General features: G+C 47.5%; 10 protein-coding genes and 1 riboswitch. All 10 genes read right to left on the bottom strand.

What is annotated here, in order from left to right; translation table 11 throughout:
- Positions 1-3: 3 nt before the first annotated feature.
- Positions 4-1,353 carry an aspartate kinase gene (locus MHI54_RS16315; RefSeq protein WP_095215342.1) on the bottom strand — a complete coding sequence of 450 codons (1,350 nt, stop codon included), beginning with the start codon at positions 1,351-1,353 and terminating at the stop codon, positions 4-6.
- A gap of 317 nt (positions 1,354-1,670) precedes the next feature.
- Complete coding sequence (locus MHI54_RS16310; RefSeq protein ID WP_095215343.1) at positions 1,671-2,948, bottom strand: Na+/H+ antiporter NhaC family protein; 1,278 nt, start codon at positions 2,946-2,948, stop codon at positions 1,671-1,673.
- Between the two features lie 96 nt (positions 2,949-3,044).
- Positions 3,045-3,152, bottom strand: a riboswitch (SAM riboswitch).
- A gap of 375 nt (positions 3,153-3,527) precedes the next feature.
- On the bottom strand, positions 3,528-4,289 hold the full coding sequence (locus MHI54_RS16305; RefSeq protein ID WP_095215344.1) for a DeoR/GlpR family DNA-binding transcription regulator: 762 nt from the start codon (positions 4,287-4,289) through the stop codon (positions 3,528-3,530).
- A 53-nt stretch (positions 4,290-4,342) separates the two neighbouring features.
- A complete protein-coding gene (rhaA, locus tag MHI54_RS16300) occupies positions 4,343-5,596 on the bottom strand; it encodes an L-rhamnose isomerase (protein ID WP_340082030.1) in 1,254 nt (417 codons plus the stop codon).
- Positions 5,597-5,608: 12 nt separating this feature from the next.
- Entirely contained in the window at positions 5,609-5,923 is a 315-nt protein-coding gene (gene rhaM, locus MHI54_RS16295; RefSeq protein WP_095215346.1) for an L-rhamnose mutarotase, read from the bottom strand.
- Positions 5,907-7,334 (bottom strand): rhamnulokinase, encoded by a 1,428-nt coding sequence (gene rhaB, locus MHI54_RS16290; RefSeq protein ID WP_340082029.1) that lies wholly within the window; start codon positions 7,332-7,334, stop codon positions 5,907-5,909. The genes rhaM and rhaB overlap by 17 nt, the downstream gene beginning before the upstream one ends.
- Positions 7,335-7,345: 11 nt before the next feature.
- The gene (locus tag MHI54_RS16285; RefSeq protein ID WP_340082028.1) at positions 7,346-9,412 is read right to left on the bottom strand and encodes a bifunctional aldolase/short-chain dehydrogenase; all 2,067 of its coding nucleotides are present in this window, start codon (positions 9,410-9,412) and stop codon (positions 7,346-7,348) included.
- 115 nt (positions 9,413-9,527) lie between these two features.
- Entirely contained in the window at positions 9,528-10,766 is a 1,239-nt protein-coding gene (locus tag MHI54_RS16280) for an MFS transporter (protein ID WP_095215398.1), read from the bottom strand.
- Positions 10,767-11,076: 310 nt separating this feature from the next.
- The gene (locus MHI54_RS16275) at positions 11,077-12,009 is read right to left on the bottom strand and encodes a DMT family transporter (protein ID WP_095215349.1); all 933 of its coding nucleotides are present in this window, start codon (positions 12,007-12,009) and stop codon (positions 11,077-11,079) included.
- 394 nt (positions 12,010-12,403) lie between these two features.
- The gene (locus MHI54_RS16270; protein ID WP_233134887.1) at positions 12,404-13,816 is read right to left on the bottom strand and encodes a hypothetical protein; all 1,413 of its coding nucleotides are present in this window, start codon (positions 13,814-13,816) and stop codon (positions 12,404-12,406) included.
- Positions 13,817-13,979 lie beyond the last annotated feature (163 nt).

Raw genomic sequence — 13,979 nt, 5'->3', positions numbered from 1 at the left:
TCTTTAATCCTGGAAAAATGCTTTGTACAATGATTGTACAGCCTCATTGATCTGATGGGCTTTGACACCGAACATCAAAGATACTTCAGAGGAACCTTGGTTGATCATTTCGATATTCACATTCGCATCGGTAAAAGCCTTTGTGGCTGTACTGGAAACACCGATTGTTTCGATCATCCCTTCCCCGACGATCATGATCATCGCAAGATCGCGGTCGATGGACACCTGATCGGCTTTCAGTTCCTCTTTGAGACGGCGGACGACCACTGCTTCTTTATCCGGCGGCAGCTGGCTTTCCCTGAGGATGACACTCATATCATCGATACCGGATGGAGCATGCTCAAAGGAAATGTTTTCTTCCTCGAGAATCTGCAATAGCTTCCGGCCGAAACCAAGCTCCCGGTTCATCAAGTATTTGCTGATATAGATGCTCAAGAAGCCTGTATCACTCGCAATGCCTATGACGGGATTTCCCGATACTTCCCTTTCCGCAACTATCATCGTTCCGGGTGCGGAAGGATTGTTCGTATTTTTCACACATACCGGTATTTTAGCTTGGAATGCCGGAATCAGTGCTTCGTCATGGAAGACAGAGAAGCCTGCATAAGATAACTCCCGCATTTCGCGATACGTCAATGTGTGGATTTCTTTAGGATTCTCCACGATATTCGGATTCACACTATAAACACTATCCACGTCTGTAAAGTTTTCATACAAGGAAGCCTTCACGCCTGCACTCACGATGGAGCCGGTGATATCCGAACCGCCTCTAGGGAAAGTGGCAAGTTTCCCCTCCTTCGTATAGCCAAAGAAACCAGGGATGACAAGCACCCCTTCCCGATCACGAAGTTTATATAAAAGCTCGAAGCTCTCATCAAGTATCCTTGCTCCTCCCAATTCCTCCCTCACAAGCAAACCTGCTTCTTGAGGGTTCACATAGGCAGCTTCGACACCTAATTTCTGAAGATATGCACTGAATACTTTTGCAAGGGAATCTTCCCCCGCCGCCTTCAATGCATCCATCTTGTTCACGGCAGGGATTGCATCGGACAGGATTCCATCCAGATGATCGGCTATCTGTCCGATAAGGTTATCATCAAGCTCCAATTCCTCGACGATGGATCGGAAACGCGATAGTACTTTTTCCACCTGTGTACTGACGTCTTCCCCTTTGTTGTGCGCCTCGCCTATTGCAATCAGCAAGTCCGTCACCTTCGTATCTGCTTTATCCCGTTTACCCGGTGCAGAAACGACGATGAACTTCCGCTCTTGATCGGCTTTCACGATTTGTGCTACTTTGCGGAGCTGCTCCGCACTTGCTACTGAACTACCACCAAATTTTGCTACCTTCATCTGTCTCTCTCCATTACGCTTTTTCTTTACATAAGTAAAATAGTATCACAGAGTTTCTTCTGCTGGCTATATGAAAGACATAATTTTGAGAAAAAATCGACAAAGATGGTTTACATAATAAAATTATGGTTAATAAAAGGCGTTTTCGGCTGTCCGATAAATGCCGTACCTGCAAACCAGAAATCCGATCGGATGACAACTGATTGCACCCAGATCCACTCATTCCATCCATTCCCGTCACCATTCCAGCCTTCTTTTCAATCCGAAATTCCTTGCATAAAAAACCGCACAGCCTTGCTGCTGTGCGGTCCACTTTTTCAGCTGTTCTTCTTCGGGTATCCGATAAGGATAGCGATGATTCCGCAGACACCGATGAGGATAGGATAGAAGGAGTATTGCAAAATGCTGACTGGTGATATACCAGCCACACCGGCAACCGCCAGTAATTGGCCGCCATATGGCAAAAGACCTTGAATCGCACAGGAGAAAATATCCAATATACTTGCGGTCTTTCGCCGATCGATCCCGTATTGATCCGCAATGTTTTTAGCGAGCGGACCTACGATCAATATAGAAATTGTATTATTGGCCGTAGATAAATCAGTAACTCCAACCAGACCGGCAATGCTGAATTCAGCACCTTTTTTCGATTTAATCCTCCGTGTTGAAAGGTGAAGCAGGTAATCGATTCCGCCGTTATATTTAATGACCTCTACCATTCCTGCTATCAGTATTGCAAGGAAAGCAATCTCATACATATCTGCCATTCCTCCGCCCATCGTCTGCACAAGATCCATTACATGATAGCTGCCATCAACCAAGCCAACTGCTCCAGCTAAAACAACACCAGACGCCAGAACAAGGAAAACATTCATTCCAGATAATGCAAAGACAATAACCAGAATGTAAGGAAGTATTTTTACCCAGCTATAGCTTCCATGATCCACTTGAGCCGTCTCACCCATTGTCATAATGCCTAAGATGATGCTCGTTACAATAGCTGCCGGCAGGACAATCCAAAAGTTCACCTTGAATTTATCCTTCATTTGAACACCTTGTGATCGTACGGCAGTAATGGTTGTATCCGAGATAAAGGATAAATTATCACCAAACATGGAACCGCCAATGATCGCAGCCATTACCAGCGCCATCGAAAGATCGGTATGTTCGCTTATCCCCACTCCGATTGGAGCCAGCGCAACAATCGTACCCACCGAGGTACCCATTGCCAGGGAGATAAAGCAGGCTATGATGAATAAGCCCACGACAAGCAGGTTTTGCGGTACAAATGCTAACGCAAAGTTTACAGTGGAGTCTACTGCACCCATGCCCTCTGCCACCCCTGAAAAGGCACCAGCCAAAAGAAAGATAATGACCATCAGCATGACATTGGAGTTCCCTGCTCCTTGACAAAAGATGTCAACCTTCCGCGAAAATGATTCTTTCCGATTCATAGCAAGAGCGACAGCACCTGCAATGACAATCGCCACTAAGACAGGAAACGCATAAAAGTCACCTGTAATGACCCCTGAACCAATGAATAAAATCAAAAAAACAACAAATGGGATCAGCGCCCATGGATTTCCTTTCTTCATCATTCCACCTCCAAAAATAAAAGCGACAAGTCTTGTCCGTTTTTCCTCTCAAAAAAGGCCCCATCTTGACAAGCAAGAAGAGGCATCCTGGCACTTTTCTTATCTATCAAGCCTCGGCTTGCTGGAGTTGGCACAGCAACTTCATCATAAAGTTCCGCTGCCGAGATTTCATCGGGCCAGTCCCTCCATCTCTCTTAATAAGAAGAAAAAATCGATTTTTTTGTCACAATAAATAAGAGAATACAGGATTCGTATTGCTTTATCAACAAAAATCCCATGGTTATATTATACTTTCGAAGGGATATCGATAGGCAGTGGATAAGATAGGGATTTGTTTGCAAACCAAAAAGGCTGTCCATTAAGGACAACCTTTCAAGATGGACGTCGAAAGCAGAGAATCCATAAGCGGAGGCTTCTTATCCTCCGAGGGTCGCTGATGCAATAACCGCTTTCAGATCCGGTTAGGATTTCAGCAATTCAAGCGCTTACAAAAATCAACGAGTTCAGAGGGATAAATGCTATTTTATTCCTCATACCATGCTTAGCGACCCCGCAAGCTTAATCCTGCGGGGTCGGTGATTAGTTCACGGCTTGGAACTCGATGTTCTGTTTTTCAAAATGGTTGCTTGTGATGGAATCTATCCCTGTATCTGTGTAGACCTTCGAAATCCTATCCAGACCGGTGATTGTGGCGAAAGCACGCTTGCCGAATTTACTGGAATCGGCCAGGAGGATTGTTTGTTCCGCTATCTCGATCATTTGCTTCTTCACGATCGCCTGCTGTTCATTCGAGTCACTCAAACCATGCTCGAGATGGACACTCTTGCACGAAAGGAAAGTTTTATCTACATAATAGGTCGTCAATGATCTCTCCGTCAGCGGTCCGACATAGGATAATGATTTTGACAGCAGCTGTCCGCCGAGCGAAATGACACGGATCTGATCCTTTGTACTGCAGGCAAGTGCCACTTTGATACTGTTGGTTATGATCGTCAGCGGCATATTCGGCAATTCTTTTGCCATATACCATGCTGTCGTGCTGGCATCGAGAATGATTCGTTCCCCGGTGTGGATATCGGAGACTGCCGCTTTGGCAATCGCTTGCTTTTCCTGCATATGCATTACTTCGCGTGCTTCATGCGCAATCTCCGTTGCCCCTTCTTCGATCCGCACAGCTCCGCCATGACTGCGATGGAGCAGCTGCTCCTTTTCCAGCTTCTCGAGGTCGCGCCGTATCGTCTCCTCGGTCACATGGAAGAGGGAGCTAAGCTCGGTGACCCGGACGCTTGCCCGTTCGTTGACCAGCTCGACGATCTTCCTTTGTCTTTCTGCAACTAACATACCTTTTCCTGCCTTTACCACGTTTTGATTATAGTGTAGCATAATCTGGCGTGTTACCGGCGTGCCATTTCATTTCTTTCATACTCTTTGACATGCTGCCACCAGGCAGTTCCGTGGGGTACTTGCATTTCCTGACAGAAGTAATCCCAAATTGCGCCGAATGGGTAGCTTTTCAGTTCTTCCATCAGCATGAGCCTTTCCGTGAATTGCCCTTTCTCCTGATAGTCCTTCAGCTCTTCATGAGGCGTGAGAAGTGCATACAGCAGTGCCTTTTGCATATTGCGTGTCCCGATCACCCAAGCAGCAACGCGATTGATGCTGGCATCAAAGAAATCAAGCCCGATGCGGATATTATCAAGTACTCGGTTCCGGACTAGCTCAAGTGCAATTTCCTTCAGCTCATCATCGAACGTCACCACATGGTCACTGTCCCAGCGGACCGGCCGGGAAACATGCAAGGCAATTTTATCGGTAAATGGCAGCATGCCACTGATCTTGTTGGAAACCATTTCTGTCGGATGATAATGCCCGGTGTCCATCAGCAGATGCTTGCCTCGAGTCAGCGCATAACCCATATAAAATTCATGGGATCCGACGACATAGGACTCGGAGCCAATGCCGAATAATTTGCTTTCCACAGCATCGATATTATATTTTTCATCGATTTCGACAGCAAATATTTGATCGAGTGAGCGTTTCAGACGTTCCCTTGGCGTCAGGCGGTCACTCGGCACATCCTTATATCCATCAGGGACCCAGATATTTGTAAGACTTGCCGTACCTAGTTCTTTGCCGAAATATTCCCCGATCCTGCGTGAAGCGATACAATGCTCGATCCAGAATTGTCGGATTTCTTCATTTGGGTGGGCAAGTGTCAGACCGTCGGCAGCTTTTTCATGCGAGAAGACAGTTGGATTGAAATCCAGCCCCAGCTCATGCTGCTTCGCCCACTCTACCCAATTGCGGAAATGCTCGGGCTTTATTTCATTACGCTCGACATGCTGGCCATCTGTCTCTGCATAGATGGCGTGCAGGTTAATGCGATGCTTACCCGGAATGAGGCGAAGCGCCATTTCAAGATCGGAGCGCAGCTCTTCGGGTGTCGTCGCTTTCCCTGGATAATTTCCAGTTACATCGATACCGCCTGACAGTTCATTCTGCTGCACTTCAAAACCGCCGATATCGTCACCCTGCCAGCAGTGAATGCTTATTGGTATCGTTTTCAATTTTGCCAATGCTGCTTCGACATCGACACCTGCTGATTCGTATACTGATTTTGCCATTTCAAACGCTTTGATCACTGTCATCTGTCTTCCCCCTTAATCTAAATGGAATACCTCTTTCATCGTCTCGCTGACCGGACTATCATCGGGATTTGTCTGCATGATATCCTGCATGTATGCCCACCATCGGCGACAGGCTTCCGTCTCTGCAATTTTCGCATGCATTTCCTCGGATTCCGCTTCCAGATAGGCAAACAGCATCGCAGTCGGTTCGTGCAGAAAAATGCTGTAGTTGCTGACGCCATGCCCCTTCAGCACTTGCTCCATCTCCGGCCATAGCTTATCATGGCGTTTTTTATACTCATCGAATTTATCCCGATACACATACATCACACTAGCTTTTCGAATCATGGACCTTCCTCCTTTTCTTATCCGGCAGATAGGTTTCCACAGGGAAGGAGGCACGGATAAGCCGCCTGCCTGCTTCCAAGGAATCCAGCTCCCCTGCGGCTATCATTTGGACGATCAGATTACCGAGCGCTGTCGCTTCTGTAGGACCGGCGATTACCTGCAAGCCGCTGTAATCGGCTGTCAGCTGATTGAGCACCTGATTCCGGGAACCGCCTCCGACTATGTGCAATGTGTGTATGCTTGTTCCTGTCAGCAGCTCCAGCTCCTCCAAAGCTTCCCTGTAAAGCATGGCCAGGTTATGATAAACCGTAAAACTCAGCTCTCCGATGGTGCTTGGCACATATTGATTCGTTTCACGGCAGTAGTCCTGCAGTTCCTCGATCATATTATCCGGCTTCAAGAACCTTTTGTCATTCAGATCTACGGAAGGCACCTGCTCCAAGTCCGTCCGGCTCGCTTCCTCGACCATCTCACCAAAATTATAATCCACCGGATATAGCCTTCTTATCTCCTGAACCATCCACATGCCGATGATATTTTTTAAATATCTGTAAGTTTTGTTTATTCCCCACTCATTCGTGAAATTCTTATCCAAGCTGCTGTCGCCTAAGATAGGCTCGCTTCTCTCTGTCCCGATCAAGGACCAGGTGCCGCTGCTAAGATAGGCCCAGTCCTGTCCGGCTGCAGGCACACCAGCAATGGCAGATGCCGTATCATGGGTTGCGACAGCGATGACAGTGCATGCGGGCAGGTCATATTGCGTTCGCAGGGTCTCCTTGATTTCCCCGATGACGGTACCAGCTTCAATCAGCGGTGCAAACTGATCTGGTTGAAAACCGGTCAAAGCAAGCAAATCTTCATCGAAATCACGTGTAAGCGGATTCAATAATTGCATCGTGGAAGCATTGGTCGCTTCCATCACCTTTTCGCCGGTCAGCCGGTAATGGAGATAATCCGGCACAAGCAGCACAGTTTCGGTCTTCCCGATCAGCTCCTCGCTTTCCGTAAACAGCTGATAGATTGTATTGAAGGGCTGGAATTGGATGCCAGTTTTGCGGTAGACATCTCGCTTTGGCACCCTTTTCCACACTTGTTCCATCACTTCATCCGTCCGGGAATCCCGGTAAGCGATCATCTCACGCAATCGCTCACCATCCTTCCCAAGCAGCACGTAGTCCACTGCCCATGTATCGATCCCTAGCGTGCAGGAATGGATGCCATTCTGTTTGGCAATTTGTAAACCACGCAAAATCTGTTCCTCGAGATGATCAATATCCCAGCATTGATAAGCTCCTTGTTTCTGATAGCCATTCGCAAACCGGTGAATCTCTTGTATGACGAGCTTCCCCTCTGTCAGTTCGCCAGTGACCAGCCGGCCGCTTGATGCTCCAATATCGACTGCAATATGCATCTGATAGCCCCCTATCTAGTAAAGGCAGCCGGCACGCCGCCATCGACCGTAATCATGCAGCCAGTCGTCTTCGATGCTGCATCCGAGGCAAAGAAAGCAATTGATTCCGCAATATCCTTTGGATAAATATTGACACCCAATGTCGTCCGTTTACGATAATGCTCCTCCAGATCATCTGGAGAAATATTATAAGCAGCGGCTCGCTCTTCACGCCATTTGGATCCCCAAATCGCCGAGCCTTGCAGCACGGCATCAGGCAGGACACCGTTTACCCGAATGCCATAGCTGCCGCCTTCTGCAGCAATACATCTGGCCAAATGCATTTCCATCGCCTTCACCGCACTGTAAGCCGCAGCATTCTTCCCTGCATAGACGGAGTTTTTCGACCCTACGAACACCATGCTGCCGCCGATTCCTTGCTGCTTCATCAAGCGGAAGGCTTCACGGGCAACCAGGAAATACCCTGTACCCAATACATCCATATTTAGCTGCCATTCTTTTAATGTCGTTTCATCGAAAGGACTGCTCGTTGCAAGCCCTGCATTATTGACGATATGGTCGATTCCTCCATACTGAAGTACAGCCGTCTTGAATGCTTCTGCGATCGCTGCTTCATCGGTCACATCCATTTTGACGGCAATCGCACGTCCTGCACCGTAGGTATCGTTAAGCTCCCGGGCAACCTTTTCTGCTCCTTCGATATTGATATCCGTCACAACAGCATGGGCGCCGCCTTCGAGGAAAACACGCAATGTTGCACTGCCGATGCCGCCTGCTCCGCCAGTGACAAGAACGACAGAGCGGCTGAATCTTGCCTCCGGCGGAGCCAGGGACAGCTTATACAGCTCCAATGGCCAATATTCCACCTGGAACGATTCCGATTCGGACAGTGACACGAAGTCACCCAGTGCAGCAGCTCCCTTCATTACGGCAATGGCGCGATGATACAAGGCTGCACTTATATCAGCGGCCTTTTTGTCCTTGCCTGTCGTGACCATTCCGACGCCAGGAATCAGGACGACTCTTGGCACAGGCTCGAACATGACATCCCCCTCTGATGCATGGCGCTTGAAATACTCTTGATAATCATCGGCAAAGCCCCGGATGCCTGTTTCCACTTTCTGCAGCAGGTCATCCGCATTGTCCGCAGTTGGATCGAATTCAATATACAAAGGCGTCCGCTTTGTATGCACAAGGTGATCCGGGCAAGCAGCACCTACCTGGCTCAGCTGCTGTGCCTGTTCACTGTTCACGAATTCCAGCACATCATCACTGTCATCGAAGCTGAGGATCATTTTCTTTTCTCCGCTCACGGCTCCTCTGATAGCTGGCATCACCTTCGTGATCAGCTTATGCCGTTCTTCCTTATTCAAAGCGGAAACCTTTTCCCCGCCGAAGGCTTTGGCCCCGGATTGTTTCTGACTGATATGGCTTTCCGCTTCATTGATGACAGCAATCGTGCGATCATAGCTCTCCTTTGCTGTATCTCCCCAGACAACCAATCCATGCTTTTCCATCAATACAAGCTCAGCCTCCGGATTCGCAGCCACTGCTTCAGCTATCATCTTGGAAAGTGTGAACCCAGGACGGATATAGGGCACCCATACGAACCTGCTTCCGAAAATCTCCTTGGCGATTTCCTGTCCATTGTCCGCACAGCACAGACTGATGATGCTGTCGGGATGTGTGTGGTCGACATGCTTAAACGGTAGGAACGCATGCAGTAATGTTTCAATCGAAGCACGCGGATGGCTTGCATCGATCATGCATTGGCTTAAGTAGGCAACCATCTCTTCATCAGTCATCGATTCCCTCTCGATAAGCGGCCGGATATCATCCATTCGCAAGCCCGTGAAATTATGCTCTCCCATGGTGGCAAGGTCTGATCCGCTGCCTTTGACATACATCACTTCGACCGGACGCCCGCGAAAATCCTCAACAGTCGTTTTCATCGATGTATTCCCGCCGCCCCAGTTGCAAACGGAACGGTCGCTTCCGATCAAATTGGAACGGTACACCAGCTCCCCCAATCCTTCAAATTTCCTTGCATCTGATTCATTCCACTTATTTTGTACCAATTCTAACACTCCTTCCGCATTTGATGAAGCGCTTTCAATATTTAAACTCATTATACAATAAACGAAAACCTTTTTGTGTATTTATCTTTATTTTTATTTGTTTATTTTTGTTTTGTTAATTCCTTGCTTGGCGAGCAGCTTCCGGCTTTCCCCCATAACGCTCTTCCTGGATCTCTTCCAATGACTTGCCTCGAGTTTCCGGTGCCATTGTCAGACCCACGACAGCAGCGATGAGCAGAAATCCTATCATGATCAAACCCGCTGTCCGGAACCCCAGTGAACTGATCATCACCGGAACAACAAGGGAAATCAGCCCTACAGCTATCCGCGCCAAAGCAAATATGAATCCTTGCGCCTTGGCCCGATAACGGGTATGGAACAATTCCCCCGCCCACAAACCATAGAAAGCCTGCGCACCAAAGCCAGCAGCAATCCCCCAAAGAACCACAAATGTAAACAATTCAAACATCCCCATACCGCCAAACGTAAGAACAAGCCAAGCAGCGATACCCATGGCGGCCCCTATTCCATAAAGCAGCTTGCGATTCACCCTGTCACCGAGTTTGATAAAGACGAAATAGGTTCCCGCCACCGTCAAAGTCCAAAGGAAACCTTGCAGCAAATTCGCCTGCGAAGCCGATAGACCGCCTACTGTTTCATAAATATATGGCATGAAATAGCCCATTACACCCGCAACCAGATTCCAGAATACATAGATTCCAACCAGCAGCACGATTGCCTTTAGATTGGCTTTCACCGTAAAGAGCTGCTTCCATGACACATCTTGTGATCCTGCAGCTTGGCGGCTTTTCTCTTCTGTCCAAATCGCCGATTCATTGATTTGCTGCTGGAGAACCCACGTAATGAGTGCGACGACGAAGAGCTGGGCAAAAATGATACGGCTGCCAAGCAAACCCAAAGGAGCCAGCAATACGGATAGGAACAGCGTGATTGCCGGTCCGATCGACCAAGCGAACTGGCCCCAGCCTACGCGGGCAGCCCTCTCTCGCTTCGGAGCCTCTTCCGCTATGTATGTCCAGGCAGCGGGTATTGCCGCACCGACTGCAATTCCCGTTACAACATAACCGATCAACAGCATCGGGAAATGGAATGCAAATGTAATGAGCAGAATACCCAGCATATATACAAGCAGGTCATATTTATAGATGAACTTCCTGCCGAACCTATCCACCAGGATACCGCCAAGAAATGCACCTATCGCCGAGCCGAAACCATTGGCACTCAACGCCCCCAGCAGCCCGAGCTTTGCATCATTGAGATTCAAATACTCCATCCATAATGTAAGACCGCCAGCACCGGCAACAATCGAACCCGCCTCCAGGTAATTGGACATTGCCACCGTGATGGTCGCCTTCAAACTTCCTTGCTTTGCTGCCAATTTTCTTCCCCCTCCTGTATTTTCATTTTTAAAGCGCTTACATATAGCTTTATGATGGATTATACAATATTTTGTTTTGTTTGTGTCAATTTATTTTTGTTTATTTTTATTTCGAGTCTATTCACTCAAATATTTTAGTTTACATAATTTTATTATAGTAAACAAAAAACCTGTACTATCCATTCACTGATAGTACAGGCAGTCCATAACAGAATACTCCTATCACCAAGCGTATCAGAGTCAATACATGATAAGCCCTTATGTATCAAAACATTCTTATCAAAATCACTCCTGCCAAAATCATGATCAAACCGATAATCTGGATCCAGTCAACCTGCGTTTTTTGGGAACCCATCCATCCAAAACGCTGTATGAGCAAACTTCCCGCAATTTGTCCGAATAAAACCAATACAACAGTTTGACCCGTCCCGACTTGCCCTACTAAATAAATGTTGATCAGAACATATGCAGCTCCCAAAAATCCTCCCAGCCAGACCCACCAAGGTGCTTTTTGTTTTATTGGATTGCTGACTTTGACAAAGGAGCGTTCTTTTACGCCTACGACAATGATCAATGTGAGCGCTCCGACCACAAAGGAGACAAAAGCTGCTTGTATGGAGGAATCCAGCACAACACCAAGCTGCCCATTGATTGCTACTTGCATCGACATCAGCATTCCAGATACGACCCCGATGATACGCCAGATCCATAAATATAAGTCATTCCCCTTATTTTTTTCCTGCCGATGCCTTACTTCCTGTATGGCAATAGCAAAAAATACCCCCACCAAAACTAAACATATTCCGATTAAACGATAACTATCGAAAGCTTTCCGCATGGAATGGAACCATCCAAAATTATCAATCAGCATCCCCATGATGATTTGACCCAGGATTGGCATGATGGCCGTCTGCACACTTCCAAGCTTAGGGAATAACAAAATATTGACCGTGAGGAAAATGACCCCCAGAACTCCCCCAAGCCAAATCCAAGCTGGCTCATTTCCGATAAGCTTCCATGATATTCCCAGCGGTGAACCAATCACCAAGGATATGACAGTCAAAAAGAGTGCACCAATCACGAATGAGATCATGGATGCCAAGTATGGGGAGATGACAAACTTCCTCAGCTGCGAATTAACAGCTGTTTGAATGGACAGCCCCGTACCAATTAAAATACCTATCAATGCAGTAATCATAAACATAACTCCCTAAAGATAATTTCATCTATAACTTCATCGTTATGATACATTAAGTGTATGACAATGAATCATAGTGATCCTTCCTCGTTTATCTCTTCCTCTCTTAGATGATGAACTTATTTTATACCTCTTATGTAGCTGTAAGTCAACTAAGTCAATCTAATCAGCTCCATGATGAAACGCTCCTTTTATCGGCAACGGATAAAAGGAGCGCAACACATGTAAAAAGGAGAAAACCCTTATTCATTTAAACATTTGCAGAAGAATAGCCACCAGTATCTTTAGTGGTCATTAGGCAGCGTTTGCCGAAGAATGAAGCCTGTGTCGATTTTTATTGTCCGCTTGAACAAGCCTTTAGCCTTATCATCATTTATATTGATACCCATTTGAACTACAGCAACCAAATTCCGATGATGGTAGAAAGTAAAAGTCCGGTAACGACCGGTATAAAACATTGCCGCACTACTTCCATCACCGGCACCCGTGCGAATCCAGCGATCGCTACGATGGAGGACCAGGCAATCAGCGTGCCGCCGCCAACCCAAATCGCGCCCATTTGCCCGATTGCAGCAAGGGTAGAAGCATCCATGCCGACTGCCGGTGCCAGGGCGCCAGAAAGGGCCCCGACAAGAGGAAGACCGGAAAAGCCTGAACCGTCCAAGCCGGTTACCATGCCGACTACCAGCAAACCGAATCCGGCGAAAATTGGATTCTCGGGAATATGATGCTGTCCAGCCTCTACTAAATCAAAAAGAAACGAAGGAGCCTGCGCAGCATCTTCCAGTCCGAATATCCTGGCAGATATCTCTCCGCTCCCTAAAAAGAAGAAACCTGCAATCGGAATGACCGGTCCCATTGCCCGAAAAGCAAATGTAAAGCCATCTACCAAGTGTTCACTTACGTTATGCAAAGATTGTTTCCAATTGCAAGCAATCGCTGCGGCAATCATGAGCAGGATAGCAGCACCTCCGATCAAAGCAGCGCCAGCTCCGCCCTCAAGGGAAGCCGTATTGCTGAAGGCAGCATAGGCCATGTAGATAACGACGACAAGAAAGGCTGCGGGCACCAGAATTGCAAACAAGATACTCAACCTTGATTTTTCAGCTGGATGAGCTGCACTGGGCGCATCGTTCCCGTTCCATCTTTCCAGGTGCACAATGGAAGGGGAAGAGATTTTTTTCCGGGTACGGAAGTATGCCAGCAGCAAGGCTGTGATACCTGTGATAAGAGATAAAATAAGCGCTTTGTCTGCCACCGCAGCAGTATCTGTGCCAGCTGCGGAAGCACTCAGCATCGGAGCAATTTTAATGATATAGTCGGCAGAAAGCGCCATGCCCTGACCGGAAATCGCCATCGCCACACCAGTTGCCAATGGCGGCAGACCGGCTCTGATAGCGACAGGGAGCAGGATTGCACCCACGAGCGGCACGGCAGGTGTAGGCCAAAAGAACAGGGAAATACAATACGTAATGAATGCCAATACCCAAAAGGAAGTATGGCCGTTCGTCATAATATAACCAAAAGGGCGAATCATCCGTTCATCTGCCCGCAATGCTTTTAAAGACTGCAGCAGTGCAGTCATGACGGTAATGATCAAGAAAATATTGAATAATTCCGAGGCAGCTGTGAGACTTGCACTGAAGGTTGCCTGCAATCCTTCTACAAGCGTCCCTGTGTACATCCACCCTACCAAGAAGGTCATCAATAATGATGGAACCAACACATTCTGCCGAATAAGCATCGTTAAAATAATCAAAAGTGTTCCTGCCAGATACATCCAATGGGCCATCGTCAATTCGGTCAAGCGGGTTCCTCCTTCATCTCATCATGTGCCATAGCCTATGTAAGACAGAAGGTCCTGGTGACTATCGTTTAATTCGATGAAGCAAAGTATCGTATGTCACGTGCGCTGATTTTTTCAGTCTAATCAAAAAATGTCCACACAGCAAAAAACGCCCTCCTTTACC

The sequence above is a fragment of the Terribacillus sp. FSL K6-0262 genome (genome assembly GCF_037977385.1).
Classification (GTDB): Bacteria; Bacillota; Bacilli; order Bacillales; family Amphibacillaceae; genus Terribacillus.
Note: the sequence above shows the minus strand (reverse complement) of the source record. Positions and strands in the feature narration are given on the sequence as shown.

Coding starts and splice junctions, on each gene's coding strand:
- MHI54_RS16315 (WP_095215342.1), bottom strand. CDS start 1,353: ATGAAGGTAGCAAAATTTGGTGGTAGTTCAGTAGCAAGTGCGGAGCAG.
- MHI54_RS16310 (WP_095215343.1), bottom strand. CDS start 2,948: ATGAAGAAAGGAAATCCATGGGCGCTGATCCCATTTGTTGTTTTTTTG.
- MHI54_RS16305 (WP_095215344.1), bottom strand. CDS start 4,289: ATGTTAGTTGCAGAAAGACAAAGGAAGATCGTCGAGCTGGTCAACGAA.
- rhaA (WP_340082030.1), bottom strand. CDS start 5,596: ATGACAGTGATCAAAGCGTTTGAAATGGCAAAATCAGTATACGAATCA.
- rhaM (WP_095215346.1), bottom strand. CDS start 5,923: ATGATTCGAAAAGCTAGTGTGATGTATGTGTATCGGGATAAATTCGAT.
- rhaB (WP_340082029.1), bottom strand. CDS start 7,334: ATGCATATTGCAGTCGATATTGGAGCATCAAGCGGCCGGCTGGTCACT.
- MHI54_RS16280 (WP_095215398.1), bottom strand. CDS start 10,766: ATGTCCAATTACCTGGAGGCGGGTTCGATTGTTGCCGGTGCTGGCGGT.
- MHI54_RS16275 (WP_095215349.1), bottom strand. CDS start 12,009: ATGATTACTGCATTGATAGGTATTTTAATTGGTACGGGGCTGTCCATT.